Raw genomic sequence first — 25619 nt, 5'->3', positions numbered from 1 at the left:
CTGGTCGGATTGCGGGGCCGCAAAAGCTAAAGCCAAGACCGGCAGTGCGCCGCAATACAACGATTGCCCGAGCCGGGCGCACGCCTGACCGCGGGGTGGCGCTGCAACCGTGGTGCAGGCCGCTTTATCCCTGCCAGTGCCACTCCAGGCTCAAGCGGGGCCACTGCCCTCGCGGAAGCGCCAGCCCGTGCGGGCGGTCAGGCGCTCGCCCGGCGGCTTCGCCTTGATTCCGGGCTTTTTGGCGCTCATGTACCATCGCTCCCCCAGGCTTTCTCGCGTCTCATTGCAGCCTGACCGTTTGACTCGTCCTGTTGACGCCCGCCGCCCGCCGCTTCACTGTCCCGGGCCTGAGACACCAAAGCAGGAAAGGCAGGCAAGATGAGCGACGGCTGGAACGATTACGCCGACGGCTGGGACGGCAACAGCGATGTCCGGGATTATGCCGCCCGGGCCTTTACCGCGCTGGACGACTATGCCGGCATCACCGGCGGCGGCTGGCAGGACAAGCGGGTGCTTGATTTCGGCTGCGGCACCGGGCTGTTGAGCGAAAAGCTCGCGCCGCATGTGCAGGAGGTGGTGGCCGTTGACACCTCGGACCGGATGATCGCGGTGCTGCAGGACAAGGCGCTGCCCAATGTCAGGGCCCTCCACGCAGACATTCTGGACGGCAGCGCGGCGAAGGCCGGGGACGGTCTCACCGGCTTTGATCTGATATGCGCCTCCTCCGTGTGCGGTTTCCTGCCAGACTACCCGGGCGCGGTGGCGGCGCTGGCGGGCCTGCTGAACAGCGGCGGGATGTTTGTGCAGTGGGACTGGCTGGCCGCGGACGAAGGCGGCTCCGGGCTGACGCTCTCGCAAGTGAGAGAGGCTTTGCGGACTGCAGGCCTTGGGTCAATACGTGCTGAACCGGCGTTTGAGATGGACGCCGGCGGCCAGGCGATGCCGGTTCTGATGGGCGCTGGCATCCGCGCTGCGGGCTGAGATTGTAACCAGCGCGTTTGACGGCGCCAGGCAAGGCGGCCCGAACCCCTCCCGCCCGTCCCCGTTCGGATGTGAAATCCGAAGGGTCCCGTTGGGCCAGGCAGGCCGCGCCTCAGGCGCGGCCTGCCTGGCTCCGGTAGCGGCGCGCATCGCGCGGCGCAACTGCTCCTTTGAGGCTTGCCGGCTTCCTCCCCGGCACCCGGTGCGGCGGCTTCCCGGACGCAGGCGGCAGGCATGTGATGATCCCTGTGGACAGCAAGCGCTACGTGATCGCCACCCGCTTTGCCGGGGAGCAGTTGGACCAGATCCCCTCGGTCGATGAAGGCTGGCGGGACTGGCAAAAGCAGTTCTCATGAGAGGGGCCGTCCGGCCCCTCTCATATTTTGGCAGAAGCTGCCTGGCGGGCAGCTCAGTCCTCGGCTGTTTCCGCCAGCTCCATATGGCCCCAGCCGCGCGACAGAACCTTGCGCAGGATCGGCTCGAAGAACTCCAGCGGCTTGGTCGGATACTCCGGGTCAAAGGCGCATTGGTCGTAATTCTCGCAGAAATACCGGCAGTCCTCCCAATAGGGGCTGTCGCGGTACTTGTCCCGCGCGTTGCGGTCGCCGCCGAAGTGGTGGTTGTAGTAGAAGCCCTGGAACACGCAGTGGTGCTTGAGGATCCAGTAGGTCTTCTCGCTGACGTAGGGCTTCATCATCGCCGCCGACAGCTCGCCGTGGTTGTAGGGCGACAGGATGTCGCCGACGTCATGCACCAGGGCCGCCACGATGATCTCGTCATCGGCGCCGTCCTCCCAGGCGCGGGTCGCCGCCTGCAGGCAATGCTGGTAGCGGTTCACCGGGTAGGGGGTCCAGTCCTCGTCCAGCGAGCGGATGGCGTCGAGGATCCGCTCCGGCAGGGCGGCGTTGTATTCTTCCTCGTATTTCTCCACCGCGGCCCAGTCCTCGGGGGTGGCTTCGGTGAAACTGGTCCAGGTTGGCTTGTGGCTTTTGTCCAGCATCGGCGCGAGTCCTTTGGTTGATCTGCGGACAGCGTAGCGCCTCCGGGCCAGCTAGGGATAACGAATTGATTTGCTCGGACTGATCGGAAAAATAGATCGCTCTGCAGATCAGTGCCGATGAGAACTTTCTGACGGTTGAGGCCGCCGGCAGTTTTCACGGCGGGGCGCTGATTTTCCCCCAGGCCGCCGTCAGCGACCGGATCGGGGCGCGGCAGAGCTGCGCGCCGCAGCCGGTGATTCAGGCTGTCAGTTCATCAAACCGGTCCATCGCCCGGGCGGCCCCCATCATGGCAAGCGGCCCGGCGGCATCGATGGATTTCTGCAGCGCCTCGCAAAATGCGGCGCGGGGTATTCCTCCCTTCACCAGAACGTCTGTCTGGGTGCTGATGCAACCGGGGCAGCCCAGGGCGACGGCCAGCTCCAGCACCGCCAGCTCCGCCTTTCTGGACGCCGCGCTGCCATCCGGGATCAGGTCCGGCGCGGCGCCGGCCGGGAGGGGCGGGCTGGCAAGAGGCGCCTCGGATTCACCATGCATCATTACTTTCAGGTCCTGCTTTACGTTAGGTCAGCAAGAGCTGTAGCGGAGCCGGGCGCAGCTGCCTTGATCCAGGTCAGGCAGCCGGATTTTCTGCAACCGTAGGCTGATCAGCGGGTCAGCTGGTCGTAGCACTCCATCGCCTTGGCGGCATACATCATCGCCGGGCCGCCGCCCATCTGGATCGACATCGCCAGCACGTCGCCGACCTCGGCGCGGGTGGCGCCAGTCTTGACCAGCGCCTCCACATGCAGGCCGATGCAATCCTCACAGCGCAGTGCCACCGCGATGCCCAAGGCGACGAATTCCTTCTGCTTGAATTCCAGCACGCCGCCCTGCTTCACCGCCTTGCCAAGCGCCAAAGGCCTGGGCGGTTTCCGGGATCGCCCCGTTCAGATTGCGCAGGCCCTTGCGGGTTCCGTCCAGTTTCTCGTGCCAGTCCATCTGCTGTTCCCTCGATAATACATTCGGATTATTGAAGGTGTATGGGCGGCGCTCCTGCGCGGCTTTGATACAGGTCAGATGGCCGGTTTTTCCGCAACGAGGGTCAGGTTGTTGGCGGGCATCTCCACCGCCTGCAGCAGCTCCAGCCCGGCGCCGTGCAGCCAATCGATCACGTCGAAGTCATCCTTGTAGCCGATCTCGGGGTCGTGGGTGGAGAGCGCTGCGTGGAAGGCCCGATCGCCGTCGCTGGTCAGCTCGCCGCCGCGCATGAAGGGGCCGTAGATCACGAAGCATCCGCCGGGGGCGAGGGCGGCGGCGGCCTCGCGGATCAGGGTGCGGGCCTCGCCCTCGCTGATCAGGTGCAGGAGGTTTACCAGCACGATCAGGTCCTGGCCGGGATGCGCGGCGCCCCAGCCGGGGGCGGTGGCGTCGAGCTGAACCGGCGGAGAGATGTTGGCAAGGTCTGCCTCCTCCGCATAGGCCTGGATGCTGGCAAGCCGGTCGGCCTCCACCTCGCTGGGCTGCCACATCAGGCCGGGCAGGCGGGCGGCATAGGCCGCCACGTGCTGGCCGGTGCCGCTGGCCAGCTCCAGCGCGCGGCCCTTGGCGGGGGCCACCTCTGCCAGCAGGTCGCACAGCACCCCGCAGTTGCGGGCGGCGGCGGGGGCAAACAGCTTGCCGTCCTCAGGTGCCGCCACCGAGGCCGAGCCGGGAACGGAGCGCACCGGCATCAGCGCAGCCGGGCGGGGGACAGCGCCGCCACCGTTTCCGAGTCCAATACGGGCGTGCGGCCCGCCACCAGGTCGGCGATCAGCTGCGAGGCCGCGGGCGCGGTCATGATGCCATAGCCGCCCTGGCCCGCGCACCAGATGAAATCCGGCTGGTCCGGATCCGGGCCCAGCACCAGGGTGCCGTCGCGGACAAAGCTGCGCAGGCCGGCAAAGTTGCTTTCGACCCGGGTGACCGGCTCCGTCACCATTTCCTCGTAACGCGCCAGCCCCTCGGCCAGCACCATGTCGTCGGCATAGGCGTCATGCGGCTCCACCGGGTCGGTATCGGCCGGGGAGACCAGCAGCTTGCCGGCATCGGGCTTGGCGTACCAGGTCTCGCCAACACCCAGCAGCATCGGCCAGCCGCTGACATCATGGCCGCCCGGCGCAGGCAGCCGCGCCATCGAACGGCGTTTGGGCTGAAGGCCGATCGCCGCCACCCCGGCCAGCGCCGCGACTTGGTCCGCCCAGGCGCCCGCGGCATTGACCAGCTGGCGCGCCTGATAGGTCTGGCCGCCCGCGGTGACCTCCCAGCCGGAGGCGGTGCGGGTGATCGCGGTGACCGGCGCCTTGGTCACAATCTGCCCGCCCGCGGCACGCAAGGTTTTCGCGAAGTCCTGCAGCATCCGGTCGGTGTCGATATCCTCCGCCGCGCCGCTGATGGCGGTATAGCCCACTGTCTCCGGGTTCAGGATCGGCACCATGGCGCGGGCCTCGTCCAGCTCCAGCGTGGCCATGCCCAGCTCATCCACGTCGCGGGCAAAGCCATCGGCGTCCCCCTTGGCCCCCACCAGCATCAGCCCGCGCGGCGACAGGTAGCCGTTCCCGCGCAAATAGGCGGCACTGGCGCGGTTCAGGGTGACGGTGGGGCCGTGGCCGTAGTTCTCCTCGAACAGCGCGGCGGAGCGGCCCGAGGAATGGTAGCCAAGCGCGTCCTCCATCTCCAGCAGGGTGACGCTGCCCAGGTCCGCAAGCCGGGCGGCGGCGCTGATGCCGGCCATGCCGCCGCCGATGACGATGAAATCCTGCATAGGCCTAGTCCTGTTCTTCCAGCCGGTCAGTCGCGGGTGCAGGCCGCGGGCTGAAGGCTTCGATTGTGCTGTAAAGCTCTGCGTCCATTTCAAAATCCAGCGCCGCCAGCGAGGGCTGCAGCTGCTCTGCGTTGCGGGCGGAGATGATCGGCACCGGCGCGGTTGGGTGGGCGGCAGCCCAGGCCACGGCGAGGGTGGCGGGATGGGTGCCGCGCTGGGCGGCAAGCTCTGTCAGCGCCGCGGCTGTCTGGTGCATGGCGGCCGGGCTGTAGCGGATGCTGTAGCCCTTGTCCTCGGTGATGCGGCCGCTGCCGCCAGTGGCGTATTTGCCGGTGAGCAGGCCGCCGCCCAGAGGCGAGTAGGGCACTGCGGTGATGCCCTGGTCGGCGCACATCGGCAGGATCTCCACCTCTGCCTGGCGTTTCACCAGCGAATACATCGGCTGCAGCACGTCCACGGAAATGCCGGAGGCAAGGCCGGCCATCTGCGCCTTCATCACCTGCCAGGCGGCAAAGTTCGACAGCGCCGCATAGCGGATGACGCCTTCCGCCTTCAGTGCCGCGAAACAGTCCATGGTTTCGCGCAGGTCGGTGTCCGGATCGAAGCGGTGCAGGTAGAAGACATCGACCATGTCCAGATCCAGCCGGCGGCGGCTTTCGTCAAGCTGGGCGCGCAGGTTGGCAGCGCCGGCGCCGCCCTCGTAGCCCGCCTTTGTGGCGATCAGCAGCTGGCCGCGCTCATCCTTGATGAGGCGGCCCAGGATCTGTTCCGAGTTGCCGCCGGTATAGAGCCAGGCGGTGTCGAAGTGGTTGATCCCGGCGGCGCGGCAGGCGGCGTACATCTGGGCCGATTGCGTCTCATCGGCGCGGCCGCCGAACTGCATGGTGCCAAAAGCAAAGCGGCTGGCGGGGCTTCCATCGGGGGAGGTCAGTGTCCTGGTCATGGCCGGAGAGTGGCACGCAGGTGGCCGAAGGCAAAGGGAAATCCACGCTGCGCGGGGTTAAAAAACCCTTGGTCGCAGCGGCGGCGGGTGCAACTATGGGCCGCAGTTAAATAGTTTATTGATGACGGGGGACGACCGATGACAACGCCAGATGCACACCCCATGGCGGCAGGGCACGTGCCGGCCTATCTGCCGGGGCCCGACGGCAGCGACCCGCTGTTCACCTTCATGGCAGTTACCACAATTCTGCTGATCCTTGGGATCGGTGCACTGTACCTGACGCTGCACGCCATTCCCGAGAAGATGGCGCATACCGACAACCACACGCAGTTCCAGGTGATCGGCATCCTGGCCCTGCTGGCGCTGTTCACCCACAACAACCTGTTCTGGGTCGCGGCGCTGTTGCTGGCGGCCTTCCGGATGCCGGATTTCCTGACGCCGATACAGTCGATCGCGGCATCGCTGGAAGAGCTGAAGCAGCGCAGCCGGGAGGAGTGATCCATGCTGGAACTGATGATCTGCTCTTTGCTGACGGTGCTGCCGGATTTCCTGTTCCGCCGGTATGTCCAGGGCAAGCGCCTTGGCAGGGAAATCAATTTCTTCTCGGTCTGGTATGAATTGCGCTGGGGCATCACCGCCTGCGCGGTGCTGACCATCTCGCTGATCACGGCAATTTTCTATTACCATCCCGCCACCACCAGCGTGGCCTCTTACTTCCGCACCGTGACGATCCTGCCCGAGACCGGCGGGCGGGTGGCGGAGGTGCTCGTCGAGAACAATCAGAAAGTGGAGGCCGGCGACCTTCTGTTCCGGCTGGATGACGCCAGCCAGCAGGCTGCGGTGGAGACCGCGAGGAAGCGCATTGCCGAAATCGAAGCGTCTCTGGCGGTTGCCGGAGCGGAGCTGGCGGCAGCCGAAGCCGGCATCGAACAGGCGACCGCAGCCCTGGCCCAGGCGCAGGATGATCTGGAGCGCAATCTGGAACTGCGCGAGCGCGGGTCGGCCGCCGTGCGCGAGGCGGAGATCGAGCGGCTGCAGAACCTGGTCGCCCGCCGCGAAGGAGAGCTGGATGCAGCTGAGGCGGGCAAGGCGTCGGTGGAGGAGAACATCGGCGTTCTGATCCCGGCCCAGCGGGCCAGCGCGCAGGCGGCGCAGCAGCAGGCGGAGGTCGAATTGGCCAAGACCAGCGTGGTTGCGGGCGTCACGGGCCGGGTTGAGCAATTCGCCTTGCAAGCAGGGGACTACGTGAATCCGATCCTGCGCCCGGCCGGCATTCTGGTGCCGTCGGAGTTTGTCGAGCGCGACCGCTTTGTTGCCGGGTTCGGGCAATTGACTGCCGGGGTGATAAAGCCCGGGATGTTTGCTGAAATGGGCTGCCTGTCGAAACCCTTTACCGTCATACCAATGGTTGTCGTGGAGGTGCAGGACGTGATCCCCTCGGGGCAGGTGCGGCCCAGCGACAACCTGCGCGACCCGCAGGACAACCGGCGCCCCGGCACCCTGACAGTGTTCATGGAGCCCCTCTACAAAGGCCAGACGGATGATATCCCGCCAGGCAGCAATTGCATCGCCAACGCCTATACCAGCAATCACGGCATTCTGGATGACCCCGAGCTTGGCTTTGGCCGGTGGCTGTTCCTGCATGCGGTGGATACGGTCGGCCTGGTGCATGCCCTGCTGCTGCGCATCCAGATGCTGCTGCTGCCGGTGCAGACGCTGGTGTTCTCCGGCGGCCACTAAGGGTCTTGATACCGCATTCAGCGGGGCGGCAGGTGCCACATTGCCGCCCCGTTTCCTCGCTATGATGGCTCAAACGGATTGGAGGGGCATGGTGAAACAATTCCTGATGTTCGGGGCAGCAGCCCTGCTGGCGGCCTGTGCGGCGCCGGAGAAGCTGGATTACTGGTCGGCGACCCGCACCGGCTATGGCGCGCAGCCTGTGGCCGGGGCGGAGACCGGCGGGCCGGATTACCGGGCAGCGGCGCTGGCAGAGGCCGGATATTACACCAGCCCCATGCGCCCGGGGCTGCACAAGACCCGAACCGGCGCGCCCTGGCTGGTCTATCATTCCGCCCGGTACCAGGGCGGCGGCCAGCCATACGAGGGCCGGACTGCGGCGGAGTCGGCCATGGCGTATTCGAGCTCGAAATGGAAATCCCCCTATGCGGCACAGACCGGTCTGGGGGATGCCAGGACCCGCTTCCGGATCGTGACAGTGGACGGCAGCAGTTTCGCCGTGCTGAACAAGATCCGGCTGCCGCTGAAGCATCTCACTGTCTCCGACAGCGAGCAGCTGGAGAAGCTGACTGAATATGCAGCGCAGCTGGCCGGCTGCAGAGTGACCGGTCCGGCGCTGGTGCGGCGGGTCGACGGCGCAGCCCAGAAGCTGGCCGCGCCGGTTGTCTGCTCCTGACCCTAGTCAGCGAAACAGATTTTGTTTCTGTCCAGGTCCCGCACATATGCGGAGAACCGCGGCCCCCGCTGCCGCGGTTCGCCCTCGCATGTGCCGCCCAGCTCAATCGCCTGGCGGTGCAGCCTGGTGACTTCGTCTGCGGACCCAACGCTGAACCCCACCATGGTTCCGTTGCCATTGCTGGCCGGTTCGCCGTCGAAGGGCAGGGCGGCAGCAAAGGCAAAATCGTCCTGCAGCCAGTAGGTCATTCTTTCGTTGGGCCGGACCTGGGTCAGTCCTGAGTGCTCAAACAGGGCGTCATAGAATTTGACGGACGCTTCCATGTTGTTGGTTCCAACAACGAAGTAATTCATTTTCAAAAGCAGTCTCCACTATGCTTTGGGGTTCCCGGACGGTCTTCCGCCGGTGCAATCAGCCGGGCCAAAAGTGCTGGCGCCCGGCGCGTGGAGCCGGGTGTACATCAGGGCAGTGACAGGGCGTGTCAGCAGGCTTGCAAAAAATCCGGGTCCTGCCCGCAAAAGAAAAGGCCCGCCGGATGGCGGGCCTTTGTTTGTTCCGGGACTGTTGTTTCCGGGACTGTGCCGCTTACTGCGGGATGTCGCCTTCGAGACCTTCGACATAGAAGTTCATGCCTGCCAGGGTGCCGTCATCGGCGGTTTCACCTTCTGCCAGCCAGTCGCTGCCGTCCTGCTTTTTCAGCGGGCCGGTGAACGGGTGGTAGGAGCCGTCCGCGATCTTGGCGATCAGCGCCTCGGCTTCCGCCTTCACCTCGGCCGGAACCGCATCGGTGATTTCACCGATGCCAACCATGCCGGCGCCGATGCCGTCCCAGGTGTCAACCGACTCCCAGGTGCCGTCCATCACCGCCTGGGTGCGGGCAACGTAGTAAGGCGCCCAGTTGTCGATGATCGAGGAGATCCGCGGCTTGGGCGCATATTCCGCCATGTCGGACGCCTGGCCGAAGGTGTAGACGTTGCCGGCCGCCTGGGCCGCGGCCTGCGGCGCGGTGGAGTCGGTGTGCTGCAGGATCACGTCGGCGCCTTGTTCGATCAGCACCTTGGCGGCGTCCGCTTCCTTGGCCGGGTCGAACCAGGTGAAGGCCCAGACGATCTTGAACTGGACGTCGGGGTTCACCTTCTTGGCGTGGATATAGGCGGAGTTGATGCCGCGGATCACTTCCGGGATCGGGTAGGAGCCGATGTAGCCGATCACGTTGCTCTCGGTCATGTGGCCGGCGATGGTGCCCTGCACCGCGCGGCCCTCATAGAAGCGGGCGGAGTAGGTCGAGACGTTGTCCGCGCGCTTGTAGCCGGTGGCGTGCTCGAACTTCACGTTCGGGAACTTCTTGGCGACGTTGATGGTCGGGTCCATGTAGCCAAAGGAGGTGGTGAAGATCAGGTCGGCGCCTTCCAGCGCCATCTGGGTCATCACCCGCTCGGCATCCGGGCCTTCGGCGACGTTTTCAACATAGACGGTTTCGACCTTGTCGCCGAACTCCGCCACGACCGCCTTGCGGCCCTGGTCGTGCTCATAGGTCCAGCCGCCATCGCCGACGGGGCCGACATAGACAAAGCCCACTTTGGTCTTGTCTTCGGCCAGCGCCGCGCCCGCGGCCAGGCCAAGCGCCACGGTGGCGCTGGTCAGGAGGTTGGTCAGTTTCATCAAAGGGACTCCCCAGTTGGTTTTGGTTGGCCCCGGCAGCCGGGGCGGGCAATGGGCCCCCCGCGTCAGCGGGAGGCGTGGAAATTGCGGCCAAGCGCGGCGGGTGCGCTGCTCTTGTCCGCGGAAAGGATAACAAGAACCAGGATGGTAATCAGGTAGGGCGACATTGCCAGATACTCGACCGGAATGGCAACGCCTGCCGCCTGCAGATTGAGCTGCACCACGGTGACCCCGCCAAACAGATAGGCCCCCAGCAGCGCGCGCCAGGGTTTCCAGCTGGCAAACACCACCAGCGCCAGGGCAATCCAGCCAATGCCGGCGGTCATGCCCTCGGTCCACTGCGGCACCCGGATCAGGCTGATGTAGGCGCCGCCGACACCCGCGCAGGCGCCGCCGAACAGGATCGCCGCCAGGCGGATCTTCAGCACCTTGTATCCCAGCGCATGGGCAGCGTCGTGGTTCTCGCCTACAGCGCGCAGCACCAGGCCCATGCGGGAATACTTCAGCATCCACCAGACCGCGGCGGTCAGCACGATGCCGAAATAGAGGATGATGTCATGGCCGAACAGGATCGGGCCAACGACGGGCAGGTCGCTCAGCACCGGGATGTGGATGTCGCCCATCTGCGGCGGCTTGATCCCGACATAGGACTGCCCCATCAGCGCCGACAGGCCCAGGCCGAACAGCGTCAGCGACAGGCCGGAGGCGACCTGGTTTGCCTGGGCAAACTGGGTGAGGATGGCGAACAGGACCGACAGCGCCGAGCCGGCAAAGGCGGCAGCGACGAAGCCCAGCAGCGGCGAGCCGCTTTCCACCGCGGTGGCAAAGCCCGCGATGGCGCCGGTGATCATCATCCCCTCGACCCCGAGGTTCAGAACGCCGGCCTTTTCGACCACCAGTTCGCCGATGGCCGCCAGCAAGAGCGGGGTTGCCGCCACCATCAGCGAGGCGATGAGCAGGACCGGGTTGATTGCAGAAAGATCCATTTACTTGCCCTGCTCTTTGAAAATTCGATTTTCGAGTTCCTGCCGAATTTGACTACCCATCGTTCCTGGCCACATAGGGTTGTGTGTCTTTAGCAACTGCCAGAACAAACCCATGCTGGTAGGTGGTTCTGGCGAGGAAATCGCTCCCCGGGTCAGCGATGCCTCACTGAGTTCCAAGTATTCCCGCAAGGCCGACATAACTGCGGCGTCCTTGCGCACGTCACGTTCCAAACCGTCCATTTCTTCATGGCTGACTTCGAGAACGACTTCACTCTTTGCTTCAGGGTCCCATATCTTCATTGATCTGATCGCCACTCCCATCACGCCACCTCCGGCTTGCCGATTGCGATGCGGAAATTGGTGAGCAGGTCGAAGGCCAGCAGGAAGAACAGAAGCATCCCCTGGAAGACCTGGATCGCCGCCGCGGGCAGCTGCAGGTTCGACTGGGCGATGTCGCCGCCGATGTAAGTCAGCGCCATCAGCCCGCCGGCCAGCAGGATGCCAACCGGATGCAAACGGCCCAGGAAGGCGACGATGATCGCGGTAAAGCCATAGCCGACGTTGAAGTCGATGGAGATCTGGCCCGAAGGCCCCGACACCTCGAACATGCCGGCCAGCCCGGCCAGCGCACCGGAGGTGCCAAGGCAGAACAGCACCAGCCGGGTGGGGTTCACGCCCGCGAACTTGGCCGCGCGCGGCGCCTCGCCGGTCAGGCGGATTTGGTAGCCGGTCATGTGGCGGTTCAAGAGAACATAGGCAAAGATCACCGCGACCAGCGCCGCCACCACGCCCCAGTGCATGCCGGTTCCGGCAATCAGCTCGGCGTTATGGGCGCTGTCCCAGGCCTGCAGGTTGCGGGAGCCGGGGAAGCCGAAGCCTTCGGGGTTCTTCAACAGGCCCAGCGAGACCGAGGCCAGGAACTGCTCGGCCACATAGACCAGCATCAGGGAGACCAGGATCTCATTGGTGCCGAAGCGGGTTTTCAGGACCGCCGGGATCATCGCCCAGGCCCAGCCGCCAAGCGCACCCGCGATAACCATCAGCGGGAAGATGAAGAAGGACTCTGCCGGGTAGAAGGCAAGGCCTGCACCCGCGCCGCAGATGGCGCCCATGATGTACTGGCCTTCGGCGCCAATGTTCCAGATGCCGGCGCGGAAGCCCAGGGACAGGCCGATGGCGATCAGCACCAGTGGCGCGCCTTTGACCAAGAGCTGCGGGCGGTAGTAGAAGGCAAACTCGCCTAACAGCGGTTCCCAGAAAATGGTGCGGATCGCCTCAACCGGCGGTTTGCCGAGCGCGGCAAACAAGAGCCCGCCAAAAAACATCGTCGCCAGCACCGCCACCAGCGGCGTCGCCATCGACCAGGCCCGCGACGGCTGCGGCCTTTTCTCAAGCCGGATCATTCAAGCGGCTCCCTGTTTCTTCTTTGTAAAAATACTCTCGCCGAAGGCGAAAATTTTGCGGGCGGTGTCAGACATGCGCCACCTCCATGCCGTGGGCGCCGCCCATCATCAGGCCGATCTCGTCCACCGTCAGGCCCGCAGCCTCGCGCGGGGCGCTGAGGCGGCCTTCGTTCAGGGCGGCAAAGCTGTCGGAGATCTCCATCAGCTCGTCCAGGTCCTGGCTGATGCAGATAACCGCGGCACCCTTGGCGGCCAGATCCAGCAGCGACTGGCGGATGGCGGCGGCAGCGGCGGCGTCCACGCCCCAGGTCGGCTGGTTCACCACCAGCACATCCGGGTTTTGAAGCACCTCGCGGCCGATCACGAATTTCTGCAGGTTGCCGCCCGACAGCGAGCGTGCCGCGTTGCCGGGACCCGGCGTGCGGACGTCAAAGGCCTTGATGACGCGCTCAGCAAACTCCTTGGTCTTGCCCCAGTCGAGGAAGCCGTTCTTCTCCAGCCCCTCGCGCACCGACCCGGTGAGCATGGCGTTCTCGGTCAGGCTCATATCCGGGGCGGCGGCGTGGCCGAGGCGTTCCTCGGGGGCGGCCAGCACGCCGAGCTTGCGCCGCGCGGTGGGGCCGAGCTTGCCGATCGGCTCGCCATGCAGCTTCACCGCGTCGGCCTCGGTCAGGGTTTCGCCCGACAGCACGCCCAGCAGTTCGTCCTGGCCATTGCCGGCAACACCGCCAATACCGAGGATTTCGCCCTTTCGCACGGTCAGATGCACGTTCTTGAGCGCAGTGCCGAATGCGGAAGGCGCGGGCACCGAAAGGCCCGAGATGTCCATCGCCACCGCGCCGAATTCGCGGCTGCCGCGTTCGGGCGTCTGCAGGGTGCTGCCGACCATCATTTCCGCCATGTCGCGGGCCGAGGTGTCTTTCGGGGTGCATTCGCCCACGTTCTTGCCCAGCCGCAGGATTGTCGCGTGATCGCAAAGCGTGCGGATTTCCTCCAGCTTGTGCGAGATATAAAGGATCGAGGTCCCCTCGGAGCGCAGTTTCTGCAAGGTTTCGAACAGGATATCGACTTCCTGCGGGGTGAGAACCGAGGTCGGCTCATCCATGATCAGCAGCTTCGGATCCTGCAGCAGGCAGCGGATGATCTCCACCCGCTGGCGCTCGCCCGCGGACAGGTCGCCGACGGTGCGGAAGGGGTCGAGCGGCAGGCCGTAGGTTTCCGACACCTCGCGGATGCGGGCGGCGAGGTCGCGCATCTCCGGCGGGTTTTCCATGCCGAGGGCGATGTTCTCGGCCACGTTGAGCGCGTCGAACAGCGAGAAGTGCTGGAACACCATGGCGATGCCGTCGGCGCGCGCCTGGCGCGGCTCGGCGGGCTCATAGGGCTGGCCGCGCAGCAGCATCTTGCCGCTGTCGGGCTTCACCAGGCCATAGATCATCTTGACCAGCGTCGATTTCCCGGCGCCGTTTTCGCCGAGCAGGGCGTGAACCTCGCCCTCGCCGATGTCAAAGGAAACGGTGTCATTGGCCACGACCCCGGGGTAGGCCTTGGTCAGGCCTTGCAGGCTCAACAGTGGTACACTCACGCGCGCCGGTCCTCTCTCTGTTCGTCTTCTTTTCCGTGCCGCAGCAGCTGCGCCGCCACGCCGACCGCAATCATCTGCGGATGTTTTCCAAGTTCCGGATCGCCGATCGGGCAGGTGATCCTTGCAATTGCTCCGGGGGGGTGCCCCAGGGCGGCAAGACGCGAGCGGAACCGCGCCCATTTGGTTTTGGAGCCGATCAGCCCGGCGAAGGCAAAGCCATGGCCCAACAGCGCGTGGCATAGCGCCAGATCCAGCGCATGGGAATAGGTCAGCACCAAATGCGCAGCGTTTTCAGGGGCATGAGGCACAAGGAGCGCAACGTCAGTTGCCGGAACCGCGGTCACGCCGGCCGGGATTTCCGCCGGGAACCGCTCGGCGGCGGTGTCCACCCAGGTGATCTGCAGATCCGGCAGCGGCGCCAGCACATCCGCCAGCGCCCGGCCGACATGGCCCGCGCCCCAGATCCAGACCGGCATCTGCGGCTGATGCACCGGTTCGATCATCCAGCCTTCCACCAGCTGCGGCGCGGGCGTCAGGCCCTGGCCGCGGGCGCCGGCGAGGATGCGTTTCACCGCCATCGGCATTATCGCCGGGCTGGCGGGGCGGGCGATGACGCCGCTGTCCAGCGTGTCCAGGTCTTCGGCCTCATAAACCTCGCTGAAGAGCGTCACCGCGCCGCCGCAGCACTGGCCCAGGTCCGGCCCCAGCGCATGGGTGCTGACCTGCTTGGGGACCACTTGCTGCCGGGCGGCCTCTGCCGCCTCGTACTCCAGGGTGCCGCCGCCGATGGTGCCGCTCTGGCCGGTCTCCCAGACCAGCATCGCGGTGCCCGCTTCGCGCGGGGAGGAGCCGCGGATGGCGGCGATCACCACCCGCACCACGCGGCCATGCTCGGCCACCGCCCGGCGCAGTTCCTCGACGTCAAACCCCATCGCGCACTCTCCGGATTGCGCGCCAGACCTCTTCCGCGGTGGCCGGTGCGTTCAGCGCCGGGTAGGCGTCGCCAAAGGCAGAGACCGCATCGCTGAGCGCCAGCCAGGCGGAGATGCCCAGCATGAAGGGCGGCTCGCCCACCGCCTTGGAGCGGTAGATGGTGTCCTCGCGGTTCTGGCCGTCAAACAGCGCCACGTTGAAAACATCGGGCCGGTCGGAACAGGCGGGGATCTTGTAGGTGGAGGGCGCATGGGTGCGCAGCCGCCCGGCGTCGTCCCAGACCAGTTCCTCGGTCGTCAGCCAGCCCGCGCCCTGGACATAGCCGCCCTCGATCTGGCCGATGTCGATGCCCGGGTTCAGCGAGGCGCCGGCGTCATGCAGGATGTCGCAGCGCAGGATGCGGTTCTCGCCGGTCAGGGCATCCACCGCCACCTCGGTCACCGCGGCGCCATAGGCGAAGTAGTAGAACGGGCGGCCCTGGCCCTTGATCCGGTCCCATTCGACCTTGGGGGTCTTGTAAAACCCGGTGGCGGACAGGCTGACGCGGCCCTGGTAGCAGGCCATCGCGGCCTGATCGAAGGTCATCTCATCCTGGCCGATGCGCACCTGGCCGTTCTCGAACACCACGTCACCGGGGCTGGCCTGATGCTGCAGCGCCAGATGCTCGGCCATGCGCTGGCGTATGGTGTCGCAGGCGGCCTTGACCGCCATGCCGTTGAGGTCCGAGCCGGAGGAGGCGGCGGTGGCCGAGGTATTGGGCACCTTGCCGGTGTCGCTGGCGGTGATCTTCACCTTGTCCAGCGGGATGCCAAAGCGGCTGGCGGCGACCTGCGCCACTTTCTGGAACAGCCCCTGGCCCATCTCGGTGCCGCCATGGTTCAGATGCACCGAACCGTCCTGGTAGACATGCACCAAAGCGCCGGCCTGGTTGAGGTGGGTGAGAGTGAAGGAAATGCCGAATTTCACCGGCGAGAAGGCAATGCCGCGCTTCAGATGCGTCTGGCTCTTGTTCCACTCTGCGATCGCAGACTTGCGTGCCGCATAATCCGACGATGCCAGCAGGTCTGCCGTCATCCCGTGCAGCTCGAAGTCCGTGACCTCCATGCCGTAGGGGGTGGTGTTGCCGGGCTTTGCCTCTGCCGGTGCCGCATAGTAGTTCCGCTGCCGCAGTTCCGCCGGGTCCATCCCGAGGTCATGGGCGATGTGGTCCATCACCCGCTCGATCCCGACCATGCCCTGCGGGCCGCCAAAGCCGCGGTAGGCGGTGGCGCTTTGCCGGTTGGTGCGCAGGCGGTGGCTTTCGATGCGGATATTCGGGATCAGGTAGGCGTTGTCGGCGTGCAGCATCGCGCGGTCGGCGACCGGCAGCGACAGGTCCTGTGCCCAGCCGCAATCCGCCAGATGCAGGAACTCGACCCCCAGCAATTGGCCATCGTCATCGAAGCCCGCACGGTAAGAGATGCGGAACGCGTGCCGCTTGCCGGTGATGACCATGTCGTCGTCGCGGTCATAGCGCATCTTGCAGGGCTTGCCGGTGAGCCGGGCCGCGACGGCGCAGGCGACGGCCAATGCGTTGCCCTGGCTTTCCTTGCCGCCAAAGCCGCCGCCCATGCGGCGGGTCTCGACCCTCACGCTGTGCATCGGCAGGCCGATGGCGTCGGCAACCTTGTGCTGGATCTCCGTCGGGTGCTGGGTGGAGGAAAAGACGTGCATGCCGCCATCCTCCTGCGGCCAGGCCATTGCCGCCTGGCCTTCGAGATAGAAGTGTTCCTGCCCGCCGAGCTCGAAGGTGCCCTCGACGGTGCGGGGGGCGGCGTCGATGGCGGCGTTGGCGTCGCCTTTCTGATAGATGCGCGGGCCTTCCTCGAACCGGCTGTCGGCGGCGAGTGCCGCGTCCAGGGTCAGCAGGGCGGGTTCCTCCTGATAGTCCACCTGGCCCTTGCGGGCGGCGATGCGGGCATTGAGGTGGCTGTCGGCCACCACCAGGAACACCGGCTGGCCGATATAGTTGACCGTGCCCGCCGCCAGCAGCGGCTCGTCGTGGATCGAGGGGGAGACGTCATTGGCAAACGGCAGCCCCTTGGCGGTCAGCACCGCCACCACGCCGGGGCTGTTCTGCACCTCGCTAAGGTGCATGCCGGTGATATGGCCGCGGGCAATGGGGGAGAGGCCGAAGGCAAGATGCAGTGTGCCCGCGGGCGAGGGGATGTCATCCACATAGCGGGCGGCGCCGGTCACATGCAGCCGGGCGGAGTCATGGGGAAGGGGTTTGGTAACGCTCATGGCCGCACCTCCAGCACCGAGACCGGCTGGCCGTTCATGCCGGCGAAATAGCGGGCCAGCATGTTGCGCGCGGTCTCCAGCCGGTATTCAGCGGAGGCACGCATGTCGGTCATCGGGGTGAAATCCTGATCGAAAGCGGCCGAAGCGGCCTGGATCGTGGCCTCGGTCCACGGCTGGCCAGTGAGGGCCGCCTCGACGTTCGCGGCGCGTTTCGGGATGCCGGCCATGCCGCCAAAGGCGATGCGGGCGGCGGTGATGGTGGCATTCTCCACGGTGACATTAAAGGCGCCCAGAACCGCGGAGATGTCCTGGTCGAAGCGTTTGGAGAGCTTGTAGACCTTCAGCGCGTCGGGCTGGCGCGGGAAGCTGACGGCCTCGACGAATTCACCCGGCTGGCGGTCCTGCTTGCCGTAGTCGAGGAAGAAGTCCTCCAGCGGCAGTTCGCGGCGGTCATCGCCCTTGCGCAGGTGCAGGGTGGCACCGAGGGCAATCAGCGCGGGCGGGGTGTCGCCGATGGGGGAGCCGTTGGCGATATTGCCGCCGACGGTGGCGGCGGCGCGGATCTGCTGGGAGGCAAAGCGGCGCAGCATTTCGGCAAAAGACGGGTGCAGCGGCTCCATCGCGGCGCGCAGATCGTTCATGTCTGCCATGGCGCCGATGCGGACGGTGCTGTCCGTGACCTCGATACCCTTGAGGTCATCGCAGCCGCCAAGGAAGATCATCTGCGGCAGGTGGCGGAGCTGCTTGGTGACCCAGAGGCCGACGTCGGTGGCGCCTGCGACCAGGGTGGCGTTGGGGTGGCCGCTGTAGAGTTCGGCGAGTTCGCCGGATGAGGCTGGCATGAGCGGGGGCGCTGCCGCTTGTTTGCTGGAAGGGGGCGCTGCCCCCCGGCCTGCGGCCTCCCCCCGGGATATTTCCGGCCAGATGAAGGATCCTTCCTGTGCGATCCAGTCCGGGACGGGGGCATCCTTGGCGGTCTCGGCGGCGCGGATGATCGGAGCATAGCCGGTGCAGCGGCAGAGGTTGCCTGCCAGCTGGTCGTCGAAATCGGTGGCGCCGTTTGCGTGGGCGGTGACCATCGACATGATGAAGCCGGGAGTGCAGAAGCCGCATTGGCTGCCGTGGCTGTCCACCATCGCCTGCTGGACCGGGTGCAGGCTGCCGTCCGGGCCGGAGGCGCCCTCGACGGTGCGCACGGATTTGCCCTGCAGCTGCGGCAGGAACAGGATGCAGGCGTTCAAGGCCTTCGATCCACGTGAATCCGTGACCATGACGGTGCAGGCGCCGCAATCGCCTTCGTTGCAGCCTTCCTTGGTGCCGGTGAGGCCCTTTTCTTCGCGCAGCCAGTCCAGCAGCGTTACTGATGGGCTTGCGTCCGTGATGCGGACCGTTTCACCGTTCAGACGAAAGGTGAGTGCCATCTTCCCGAGACCCGCCGCGTTACCCCGTTGACCCGATGTGCCACCCTTCGATGCGGCGTAGAAGGCGCGGCGGGCTGTTTTTGCTTGCTGAGACCAGCCTAGGGAGCATCCCCTTGTCAAAGCAAGGAAAACCGCCGCCGCACTGCAGTATTTTGCGGCGCAATAAAGTTGCGGCATTTGGGGCTATGTGGTTATTTTTTATGCTTTTTAGCTGTATCTTTATGGTGGGCTGGCCTGGGGCGCGAAACAGCTTCAAAAAAATCCTGAAAATGTCTGTGGACCATTCTGCTATTCCGGGAGGCGGGCTGTGCAGTTCGCCCGTTCACCCCGCTGCGGCAATACGGTAGCGTGGCGGCATGACAAGCTCTCCCCGATTCATTCATCTGCGCACCCATACGGAATACTCTTTGCTGGAGGGGGCCCTGCGGCTGAAGAAGCTGCCGGACCTGTGCAAGAAGCACGGCATGCCCGCGATTGCGGTCACCGATACCAACAACCTGTTCTCGGCGCTGGAATTTTCGGTGTCGGCGAGCGGCGCGGGGCTGCAGCCAATCATCGGCTGCCAGGTGGATCTGCGGTTCACGGAGCCGGCGCCGGGCGAGCGGCCCAAACCGCCCGCGCCGCTGGTGCTGCTGGCCCAGAGCGAGGCGGGGTATGAGCATCTGATGAAGCTGAACTCCTGCCTCTACCTGCGGCAGGGGGGCGAGCTGCCGCATGTGACGCTGGAGGAGCTGGAAACCTATTCCGGCGGGGTGATCTGCCTGAGCGGCGGGCCGGACGGGCCGGTGGGGCGGCTGTTGCAGATGGGTCAGCGTCCGGCGGCGGAAGCCCTGATGCAGCGGCTGAAGGCGATTTTCCCGGACCGGCTGTACGTCGAGCTGCAGCGCCATCCGGGCGAGCACGGCCAGCCGGAGGCAGAAAAGCAGACCGAGCGCGGCCATGTGGAGATGGCCTATGCGATGGATCTGCCGCTGGTCGCCACCAATGACGTTTACTTCCCGAACACAGAGATGTTCGAGGCGCATGACGCGATGATCTGTATCGCCGAGGGTGCCTATGTCGATCAGGTGGAGCCGCGTCGGCGGCTGACCGCGCAGCATTACTTCAAGAGCCAGGAGGAAATGGTTGCGCTGTTTGCCGACCTGCCGGAGGCGATCGAGAACACGGTGGAGATCGCCAAGCGCTGCGCCTTCATGGCGTACCGGCGCGACCCGATCCTGCCGAAGTTCGCCGACGACGAGGTGGCAGAGCTGCGCCGCATCGCCAATGAGGGCCTGCAGCAACGTCTGGCGGTGATCCCGCATGCGGTGAGCGTTGAGGAATACCAGGAACGGCTGGATTTCGAGCTGGGCATCATCGAGGGCATGGGGTTCCCTGGCTACTTCCTGATCGTTGCCGACTTTATCCAATGGGCCAAGGACCATGACATTCCGGTGGGGCCGGGGCGGGGGTCCGGTGCGGGCTCTTTGGTGGCTTATGCGCTGACGATTACCGACCTTGATCCGCTGCGGTATTCACTGCTGTTCGAACGCTTCCTGAACCCGGAACGGGTGTCGATGCCCGACTTCGACATCGACTTCTGCATGGACCGCCGCGAAGAGGTGATCAAATACGTGCAGGAGAAATACGGCCGCGACAAGGTGGGGCAGATCATCACCTTTGGCGCGCTTCTGTCCAAGGCGGCGGTGCGCGACATGGGGCGGGTCTTGCAGATGCCCTATGGCCAGGTGGACCGGCTGTCCAAGCTGATCCCGGTCGAGGGCGTGAAGCCGATGTCGATTGCAGACGCGCTGAAGGAAGAGCCGCGCCTGAGCGAGGAGGCCCGCAACGAGCCGGTGGTGGACCGGCTGCTGAAATACGGCCAGCAGGTGGAGGGGCTGTTGCGCTCTGCCGGCACCCACGCGGCGGGCGTGGTGATCGGCGACCGGCCGCTGGATGCGCTGGTGCCGCTCTACCGCGATCCGCGTTCCGACATGCCCGCGACCCAGTTCAACATGAAATGGGTGGAGCAGGCGGGGCTGGTGAAGTTCGACTTCCTCGGCCTCAAGACACTGACCGTCATTCAGAATGCGATGGACCTGATCTTCCAGTCGGGCCGCGACCTGCATATCGCCGCCGACGGCACCAAGCTTTATGATCCGCCGGAAGGGGCGGAGAACCAGATCAACGCCATTCCGCTGGATGACAAGGTTACCTATGACCTCTACTCCCGCGCCAAGACGGTGGCGGTGTTCCAGGTGGAATCCACCGGCATGATGGATGCGCTGAAGCGCATGAAGCCCACATGCATCGAGGACATCGTGGCGCTGGTGGCGCTGTACCGTCCGGGTCCGATGGAGAACATCCCGGTCTATTGCGAGGTGAAGAACGGCCAGCGCGAGATCACATCGGTTCACCCGCTGATCGACCATATCCTGGAAGAGACCCAGGGCATCATCGTTTATCAGGAACAGGTGATGCAGATCGCCCAGGTTATGGCGAACTATACTCTCGGTGGCGCTGACTTGCTGCGCCGGGCGATGGGTAAGAAAATCAAGGAGGCGATGGACGCCGAACGCCCGAAGTTCGAGAAGGGCGCGGCGGAGAACGGGGTCGACAAGAAGAAGGCCAGCGAGGTTTTCGACCTTCTGGAGAAATTCGCCAACTACGGCTTCAACAAATCGCACGCGGCGGCTTATGCGGTTGTGTCGTACCAGACCGGCTGGCTCAAGGCGAACCATCCGGTGGAGTTCATGGCCGGCGTCATGAACTGCGATATCCATCTGACCGATAAGCTGGCGATCTACTTCGAGGAAGTGAAGAAGGGGCTGGGGCTGAAATACGTTCCGCCCTGCGTCAACCGCTCGCTGGCGACGTTCAATGTGGTGAACGGAGAGCTGGTCTATGCGCTGGGCGCGCTGAAAAACGTCGGTCTGGACGTGATGCGGCTGGTGACCGAGGCGCGCAGCGAGGACGGCCGCGAGCGCCCCTTTGTCAACGTCTTCGACTTTGCCCGCCGGGTGAACCTCAAGAAAGTCGGCAAGCGGCCCTTGGAGATGATGGCGCGGGCAGGTGCCTTCGATCAGCTCGACTCCAACCGCCGCCGGGTGTTCGAGAGCCTTGGCGCGCTGGTCGATTACTCGGCTGCGGTGCATGAGCAGAAGAATTCGAACCAGGTATCGCTGTTCGGCGAGGCGGGCGAGGATTTGCCGGAGCCGCGGCTGCCGTCGGTGCCGGACTGGCTGCCGGCCGAGCGGCTGAGCGAGGAATTCAAGGCGATCGGTTTCTACCTGTCGGGTCACCCGCTGGACGACTACATGCCCGCGCTGAAGCGCAAGGAGGTGATGACGCTGGACGAGGTGACTGCGAAAGCCGAGCGCGGGCCGTGCATTGCCAAGATGGCCGGTGTGGTGGCCGGGCGGCAGGAACGCAAGTCGGCACGCGGCAACCGCTTTGCCTTTGCCCAGCTGTCGGATCCTTCGGGGGCGTTTGAGGTCACGCTGTTCTCCGAGGTGCTGGAGAAGAGCCGCGAGTATCTGGAAACCGGGTCCAAGGTGGTGATCACCGCCGAGGCCACAATGGAGAGCGACCAGCTGAAACTGCTGGTGCGCTCTGTCGGGCCGGTGGATTCCGCGATTGCCGATGCCGGGCGCAGCTCCCTGCGGGTCTATCTGAGTGATGCGGCTGCCGTCGGCACCGTGGCGCAGGTGCTGGAAGATGCCAAGGCGGCGGCCCGCAATGCCGCGCGCGGCGAGGTTTACATGTATCTGCAGGACCCGGGCCTGCCCGGCGATGTGGAGATGGATCTGGGTCAGGCGTTTCCGATCAACCCTCAGATCAAGGGCGCGCTGAAGTCGCTGGAAGGCGTGCTGGACGTGGAGGAGATTTAGGGGCTCTGGAGAGCCGTCGGCCCCGCTCCGCTCCTCCGCGCGATTCCACTTGTGGAATTATTGATGCAACGTAAGACTGTCTGACAACGTCGCTTGCATGAATTGGTTGCGGCCGGCATCGGCTCCGCCACAGGACTGGAGGTTGCCGCAGTGCAGACACTGTTGGAGTTCGAGCAATACATGCCCCATGGCATGTGCCTGCTTTGGGAGCCTTGGCTGCTGGTCCTCTGGGCCGGGTCGGATCTGCTGATTTTCCTCGCCTATTTCGCGATTCCGCTGGCGCTTCTCAGAGTTCTGAGGCAGCGCAAGGACATCAAGCACCGCGGTCTGGTCCTGCTGTTTGCCTCTTTCATCCTGCTTTGCGGCCTCACGCATGCGGTGTCCATCGTCACACTCTGGTGGCCGGTCTATCCGGCGCAGGGTCTTGTGAAGCTTGCCACCGCCCTGGTCTCGGCAACCACCGCGGTGGTCCTGTTCCGGCTGGTTCCGGTCCTTGTCGCGATACCGAGCCGCCGCGATCTGGAACACGCCAACAGCAGGCTTCTGGACGAAGTGGCGGCGCATGAAGCAACCCTGGATGTGCTGCGCCAGGCCCGGCATGACCTTGAAATGCAGGTCGAGGAGCGCACGGCGGAGCTGAAGGACGTCAACGCCAAGCTCGCCGTGACGGCGCGGGAAGCAGTGCACCGGAGCCACAACATGATTGCGGTGGTGTCGTCGATGGCGCGGCAAAGCGCGCGCGGCGTCTCGGACGTGGACGATTTCGTCGGCATCTTCACCGGGCGGCTCAATGCGCTGGCCTCTGCCACGCAGACCGTCATGCAGGAGCCGTCGGGCGCATCGGCGGATCTGGGCAGCGTGATCCGGGCACAGCTTGAGCCGGTCCTGCTGAGCTTTGGCGACAGGATGACGGTCGAAGGTCCCGACGTGACGACCGGATCGGAGGCGGCGCAGCAGATCAGCCTGGCGCTGCACGAGCTGGCGACCAATGCGCAGAAGTACGGTTCAGCCGATGGCGAGGAGGCGCGGATCAGCGTTTCCTGGTCGGTCCGGGGAGAAAACAGCAGCCAGAAACGGCTGCGGCTGCGGTGGGAAGAGGATATTTCCCGGCAATCGGACATGCCGGTGAATGGCACCGGAAGGACGGGCTTCGGCACCCGCCTGCTGACGCAGATCGTGCCATCCATGCTGCAAGGAGAGGCCAGCCGGACGGTCGAGGGCGGCAAGCTCGTCTACGAACTGGACATTCCGCTGTCGGCCCTTGCCGAGGGGGAGAGCCAGGCCGAGAATGCGCAGCTTGCCTCGCGTATCGTCGGGCAGGGCTTTGGTATCGCATAGGCCCGTCCGGAGCGGGCGCTCTGGAGAGGGGGCGGCGGAGTTTTGAAAAAACTCCGGCCAAGAATTTTAGTTAAAATTCTTCCGCCGCCTGCGGCACGCGTCAGTAATGCGGCGGGCGTTCGTCGCCGAGGACCACGCCGCCGGAACCTTCCTGTTCGCGGGCGGCCTCGCGCTGCATCAGCATGGCGACGCGGCGGGTCAGCACGTCGATCTCCTGCTGCTGTCGGGCGATCACGTCGCTCATCTCCTCCACGCTGCGGGTCAGATGGGCGATTTGCTCTTCCAGATGCTGCATGGTTCGGGCCTTTGGTTGCGGATGCGTTTAGATAGGCGCTTTCTTGCGGGACGTCTACGGCAGCGATCTAAAGTAGAGGGGCGCGGCTGCCTGGGCGGGCGCATCGCGCCTGCCGGCCAGGCGGAACGTCAGAAACTGCTTCCTGCGTCACCGCGCGCCGCTGCCTTCTTCTTGCCGTTGCGCCCGGCATCCGTTAGACCGCCGGGCGAGTGAAACCGCTACCCGTGAGGAGGCCTCATATGGCCAAAGTGAAGAAACAGCCCCGCCCCAAGGCGCAGACGCCGAAGGGGTTCCGTGACTATTTCGGTGCGGAGGTGACCCAGCGCAGCGAGATGCTGCGGGCCATCGCGGGTGTGTATCATCATTACGGGTTCGAGGCGCTGGAATCGTCGGCGGTGGAAACCGTTGAAGCGCTGGGCAAATTCCTGCCCGATGTGGACCGCCCGAACGAGGGCGTCTTTGCCTGGCAGGAGACCGAGGAAGACGGCAACGGCGACTGGATGGCGCTGCGCTATGACCTGACGGCGCCGCTGGCGCGGGTCTATGCCCAGCACCGCAACGACCTGCCGACCCCCTACCGCCGCTATGCGATGGGTCCGGTCTGGCGCAACGAGAAGCCGGGGCCGGGCCGCTTCCGCCAGTTCTATCAGTGCGATGCGGATACTGTGGGCAGCGCCTCGATGGCCGCCGATGCCGAGATCTGCGCGATGCTCAGCGACACGCTGGAAACCGTCGGCATTCCGCGCGGCGACTACTTGGTGCGGGTCAATAACCGCAAGGTTCTGAACGGCGTGCTGGAGGCGATGGGCCTCGGCGCAGAGGATACCAAGCGCGACGACGTGCTGCGCACCATCGACAAGTTCGACAAGGTGGGCGAGGCCGGCGTGCGGGAGCTGCTGACCAAGGGCCGGCTGGATGCCTCCGGTGCCTTCATCGACGGGGTTGGCCTCAGCGATGATCAGGCGGCGCCGGTGCTGGCCTTCCTCACCTCCAAGGCGGCGGAGGCTGCGGGCACCATCGCCAACCTGCGCGCCGCCGTGGGCGACAGCAAGATCGGCCAGGAGGGCATTGCCGAGCTGGAGCAGATCGGCGAGCTGCTGGCTGCGGGCGGTTACGGCAAGGACCGGATCGAGATCGACCCCTCGGTGGTGCGCGGCCTGGGCTATTACACCGGGCCGGTGTTCGAGGCGGAGCTGACCTTCGAGATCCTGGACGAGAAGGGCCGCAAGCGGCAGTTTGGCTCGGTCTCCGGCGGCGGGCGTTATGACGGGCTGGTCAAGCGGTTCACCGGGCAGGAAGTGCCTGCAGTGGGTGTCTCGGTTGGTGTCGACCGGCTGCTCGCAGCGCTGCATGCCAAGGGGCGGCTGACGGCGGAGGCCACCGGCCCCGTTGTGGTCACCGTGATGGACCGCGACCGGATGGCGGATTACCAGGCGATGGTGGCGGAGCTGCGCAATGCGGGCATCCGGGCCGAGGTCTATCTGGGCAACCCCAAGAACTTCGGCAACCAGCTGAAATATGCGGACAAGCGGAACTCTCCGGTGGCCGTGATCGAAGGCGGCGACGAGAAGGCCAACGGCGTGGTGCAGATCAAGGACCTGATCCTGGGTGCCAAGATTGCCGAGAGCGCGACACTGGAAGAGTGGAAGGAACGCCCGAGCCAGTTTGAGGTGCCGCGCACGGAGCTGGTCGCCAAGGTGCGTGAAATCCTGGACGGGCAGGGCTGA

The 25619-nt window shown here is 65.4% G+C and carries 22 protein-coding genes and 1 pseudogene; 7 read left to right on the top strand and 16 right to left on the bottom strand.

Annotated features, from left to right (window positions below; translation table 11 throughout):
* The first annotated feature begins 378 nt into the window (after positions 1-378).
* On the top strand, positions 379-981 hold the full coding sequence (locus ACFMBG_RS11545; RefSeq protein ID WP_421054844.1) for a class I SAM-dependent DNA methyltransferase: 603 nt from the start codon (positions 379-381) through the stop codon (positions 979-981).
* 409 nt (positions 982-1390) lie between these two features.
* Here ACFMBG_RS11545 and ACFMBG_RS11540 read toward each other — a convergent pair whose 3' ends face one another.
* The 6 genes and pseudogenes from ACFMBG_RS11540 to ACFMBG_RS11515 form a co-directional block, all read right to left on the bottom strand.
* Entirely contained in the window at positions 1391-1981 is a 591-nt protein-coding gene (locus ACFMBG_RS11540) for an HD domain-containing protein (protein WP_421054843.1), read from the bottom strand.
* A gap of 238 nt (positions 1982-2219) precedes the next feature.
* A complete protein-coding gene (locus ACFMBG_RS11535) occupies positions 2220-2519 on the bottom strand; it encodes a hypothetical protein (protein ID WP_421054842.1) in 300 nt (99 codons plus the stop codon).
* A 107-nt stretch (positions 2520-2626) separates the two neighbouring features.
* A pseudogene (locus ACFMBG_RS11530) lies at positions 2627-2960 on the bottom strand (carboxymuconolactone decarboxylase family protein).
* A gap of 74 nt (positions 2961-3034) precedes the next feature.
* Positions 3035-3691, bottom strand: a complete 657-nt coding sequence (locus tag ACFMBG_RS11525; RefSeq protein WP_421054841.1) for a DUF938 domain-containing protein — start codon at positions 3689-3691, stop codon at positions 3035-3037.
* The gene (locus ACFMBG_RS11520) at positions 3691-4761 is read right to left on the bottom strand and encodes an NAD(P)/FAD-dependent oxidoreductase (protein WP_421054840.1); all 1071 of its coding nucleotides are present in this window, start codon (positions 4759-4761) and stop codon (positions 3691-3693) included. The genes ACFMBG_RS11525 and ACFMBG_RS11520 overlap by 1 nt, the downstream gene beginning before the upstream one ends.
* Positions 4762-4765: 4 nt before the next feature.
* Positions 4766-5704, bottom strand: a complete 939-nt coding sequence (locus ACFMBG_RS11515; protein ID WP_421054839.1) for an aldo/keto reductase — start codon at positions 5702-5704, stop codon at positions 4766-4768.
* Between the two features lie 138 nt (positions 5705-5842).
* Here ACFMBG_RS11515 and ACFMBG_RS11510 point away from each other — a divergent pair, with 138 nt between their 5' ends.
* The 3 genes from ACFMBG_RS11510 (at position 5843) to ACFMBG_RS11500 (ending at position 8117) form a co-directional block, all read left to right on the top strand.
* Positions 5843-6202 carry a hypothetical protein gene (locus tag ACFMBG_RS11510; RefSeq protein ID WP_421054838.1) on the top strand — a complete coding sequence of 120 codons (360 nt, stop codon included), beginning with the start codon at positions 5843-5845 and terminating at the stop codon, positions 6200-6202.
* A gap of 3 nt (positions 6203-6205) precedes the next feature.
* The gene (locus ACFMBG_RS11505; protein WP_421054837.1) at positions 6206-7444 is read left to right on the top strand and encodes an HlyD family secretion protein; all 1239 of its coding nucleotides are present in this window, start codon (positions 6206-6208) and stop codon (positions 7442-7444) included.
* 91 nt (positions 7445-7535) lie between these two features.
* Complete coding sequence (locus ACFMBG_RS11500) at positions 7536-8117, top strand: hypothetical protein (protein ID WP_421054836.1); 582 nt, start codon at positions 7536-7538, stop codon at positions 8115-8117.
* Between the two features lie 2 nt (positions 8118-8119).
* Here the strand turns inward: ACFMBG_RS11500 and ACFMBG_RS11495 are convergent, their stop codons facing one another.
* The 9 genes from ACFMBG_RS11495 to xdhA form a co-directional block, all read right to left on the bottom strand.
* Complete coding sequence (locus ACFMBG_RS11495) at positions 8120-8470, bottom strand: VOC family protein (RefSeq protein ID WP_421054835.1); 351 nt, start codon at positions 8468-8470, stop codon at positions 8120-8122.
* 232 nt (positions 8471-8702) lie between these two features.
* Positions 8703-9779, bottom strand: coding sequence for a BMP family ABC transporter substrate-binding protein (locus ACFMBG_RS11490; RefSeq protein WP_421054834.1), 1077 nt, complete (start codon positions 9777-9779; stop codon positions 8703-8705).
* Positions 9780-9844: 65 nt separating this feature from the next.
* Positions 9845-10765: an ABC transporter permease gene (locus ACFMBG_RS11485; RefSeq protein WP_421054833.1), complete on the bottom strand. Its 921-nt coding sequence runs from the start codon at positions 10763-10765 to the stop codon at positions 9845-9847.
* A complete protein-coding gene (locus ACFMBG_RS11480; protein ID WP_421054832.1) occupies positions 10766-11086 on the bottom strand; it encodes a hypothetical protein in 321 nt (106 codons plus the stop codon). It abuts the gene before it with no gap.
* Positions 11086-12168 carry an ABC transporter permease gene (locus ACFMBG_RS11475; protein ID WP_421054831.1) on the bottom strand — a complete coding sequence of 361 codons (1083 nt, stop codon included), beginning with the start codon at positions 12166-12168 and terminating at the stop codon, positions 11086-11088. Before ACFMBG_RS11475 ends, ACFMBG_RS11480 begins: the two co-directional genes overlap by 1 nt.
* A gap of 67 nt (positions 12169-12235) precedes the next feature.
* Complete coding sequence (locus ACFMBG_RS11470; RefSeq protein ID WP_421054830.1) at positions 12236-13753, bottom strand: ABC transporter ATP-binding protein; 1518 nt, start codon at positions 13751-13753, stop codon at positions 12236-12238.
* Positions 13750-14685 (bottom strand): xanthine dehydrogenase accessory protein XdhC, encoded by a 936-nt coding sequence (xdhC, locus tag ACFMBG_RS11465; protein WP_421054829.1) that lies wholly within the window; start codon positions 14683-14685, stop codon positions 13750-13752. The genes ACFMBG_RS11470 and xdhC overlap by 4 nt, the downstream gene beginning before the upstream one ends.
* The gene (gene xdhB / locus ACFMBG_RS11460; RefSeq protein ID WP_421054828.1) at positions 14675-16969 is read right to left on the bottom strand and encodes a xanthine dehydrogenase molybdopterin binding subunit; all 2295 of its coding nucleotides are present in this window, start codon (positions 16967-16969) and stop codon (positions 14675-14677) included. The genes xdhC and xdhB overlap by 11 nt, the downstream gene beginning before the upstream one ends.
* Positions 16966-18390, bottom strand: coding sequence for a xanthine dehydrogenase small subunit (gene xdhA / locus ACFMBG_RS11455; RefSeq protein WP_421054827.1), 1425 nt, complete (start codon positions 18388-18390; stop codon positions 16966-16968). The genes xdhB and xdhA overlap by 4 nt, the downstream gene beginning before the upstream one ends.
* Positions 18391-18746: 356 nt before the next feature.
* Between xdhA and dnaE the strand changes: the two genes are divergently transcribed.
* Positions 18747-22259 carry a DNA polymerase III subunit alpha gene (dnaE, locus tag ACFMBG_RS11450; protein ID WP_421054826.1) on the top strand — a complete coding sequence of 1171 codons (3513 nt, stop codon included), beginning with the start codon at positions 18747-18749 and terminating at the stop codon, positions 22257-22259.
* Between the two features lie 150 nt (positions 22260-22409).
* The gene (locus ACFMBG_RS11445) at positions 22410-23597 is read left to right on the top strand and encodes a sensor histidine kinase (RefSeq protein WP_421054825.1); all 1188 of its coding nucleotides are present in this window, start codon (positions 22410-22412) and stop codon (positions 23595-23597) included.
* Positions 23598-23697: 100 nt separating this feature from the next.
* Here ACFMBG_RS11445 and ACFMBG_RS11440 read toward each other — a convergent pair whose 3' ends face one another.
* The gene (locus ACFMBG_RS11440; RefSeq protein ID WP_421054824.1) at positions 23698-23892 is read right to left on the bottom strand and encodes a SlyX family protein; all 195 of its coding nucleotides are present in this window, start codon (positions 23890-23892) and stop codon (positions 23698-23700) included.
* Positions 23893-24131: 239 nt separating this feature from the next.
* Here ACFMBG_RS11440 and hisS point away from each other — a divergent pair, with 239 nt between their 5' ends.
* Entirely contained in the window at positions 24132-25619 is a 1488-nt protein-coding gene (gene hisS / locus ACFMBG_RS11435; RefSeq protein WP_421054823.1) for a histidine--tRNA ligase, read from the top strand.

The organism is Leisingera coralii (assembly GCF_049056525.1).
Classification (GTDB): Bacteria; Pseudomonadota; Alphaproteobacteria; order Rhodobacterales; family Rhodobacteraceae; genus Leisingera; species Leisingera coralii.
The sequence above is the reverse complement of the archived record's forward strand: the minus strand, read 5'-3'. Positions and strand labels throughout refer to the sequence as shown.

Bases quoted from the DNA above. Each gene is read 5' to 3' on its own strand.
- ACFMBG_RS11545 (WP_421054844.1), top strand. From the start codon at position 379: ATGAGCGACGGCTGGAACGATTACGCCGACGGCTGGGACGGCAACAGC.
- ACFMBG_RS11540 (WP_421054843.1), bottom strand. From the start codon at position 1,981: ATGCTGGACAAAAGCCACAAGCCAACCTGGACCAGTTTCACCGAAGCC.
- ACFMBG_RS11535 (WP_421054842.1), bottom strand. From the start codon at position 2,519: ATGATGCATGGTGAATCCGAGGCGCCTCTTGCCAGCCCGCCCCTCCCG.
- ACFMBG_RS11525 (WP_421054841.1), bottom strand. From the start codon at position 3,691: ATGCCGGTGCGCTCCGTTCCCGGCTCGGCCTCGGTGGCGGCACCTGAG.
- ACFMBG_RS11520 (WP_421054840.1), bottom strand. From the start codon at position 4,761: ATGCAGGATTTCATCGTCATCGGCGGCGGCATGGCCGGCATCAGCGCC.
- ACFMBG_RS11515 (WP_421054839.1), bottom strand. From the start codon at position 5,704: ATGACCAGGACACTGACCTCCCCCGATGGAAGCCCCGCCAGCCGCTTT.
- ACFMBG_RS11510 (WP_421054838.1), top strand. From the start codon at position 5,843: ATGACAACGCCAGATGCACACCCCATGGCGGCAGGGCACGTGCCGGCC.
- ACFMBG_RS11505 (WP_421054837.1), top strand. From the start codon at position 6,206: ATGCTGGAACTGATGATCTGCTCTTTGCTGACGGTGCTGCCGGATTTC.
- ACFMBG_RS11495 (WP_421054835.1), bottom strand. From the start codon at position 8,470: ATGAATTACTTCGTTGTTGGAACCAACAACATGGAAGCGTCCGTCAAA.
- ACFMBG_RS11490 (WP_421054834.1), bottom strand. From the start codon at position 9,779: ATGAAACTGACCAACCTCCTGACCAGCGCCACCGTGGCGCTTGGCCTG.
- ACFMBG_RS11485 (WP_421054833.1), bottom strand. From the start codon at position 10,765: ATGGATCTTTCTGCAATCAACCCGGTCCTGCTCATCGCCTCGCTGATG.
- ACFMBG_RS11480 (WP_421054832.1), bottom strand. From the start codon at position 11,086: ATGGGAGTGGCGATCAGATCAATGAAGATATGGGACCCTGAAGCAAAG.
- ACFMBG_RS11475 (WP_421054831.1), bottom strand. From the start codon at position 12,168: ATGATCCGGCTTGAGAAAAGGCCGCAGCCGTCGCGGGCCTGGTCGATG.
- xdhC (WP_421054829.1), bottom strand. From the start codon at position 14,685: ATGGGGTTTGACGTCGAGGAACTGCGCCGGGCGGTGGCCGAGCATGGC.
- xdhB (WP_421054828.1), bottom strand. From the start codon at position 16,969: ATGAGCGTTACCAAACCCCTTCCCCATGACTCCGCCCGGCTGCATGTG.
- xdhA (WP_421054827.1), bottom strand. From the start codon at position 18,390: ATGGCACTCACCTTTCGTCTGAACGGTGAAACGGTCCGCATCACGGAC.
- dnaE (WP_421054826.1), top strand. From the start codon at position 18,747: ATGACAAGCTCTCCCCGATTCATTCATCTGCGCACCCATACGGAATAC.
- ACFMBG_RS11440 (WP_421054824.1), bottom strand. From the start codon at position 23,892: ATGCAGCATCTGGAAGAGCAAATCGCCCATCTGACCCGCAGCGTGGAG.
- hisS (WP_421054823.1), top strand. From the start codon at position 24,132: ATGGCCAAAGTGAAGAAACAGCCCCGCCCCAAGGCGCAGACGCCGAAG.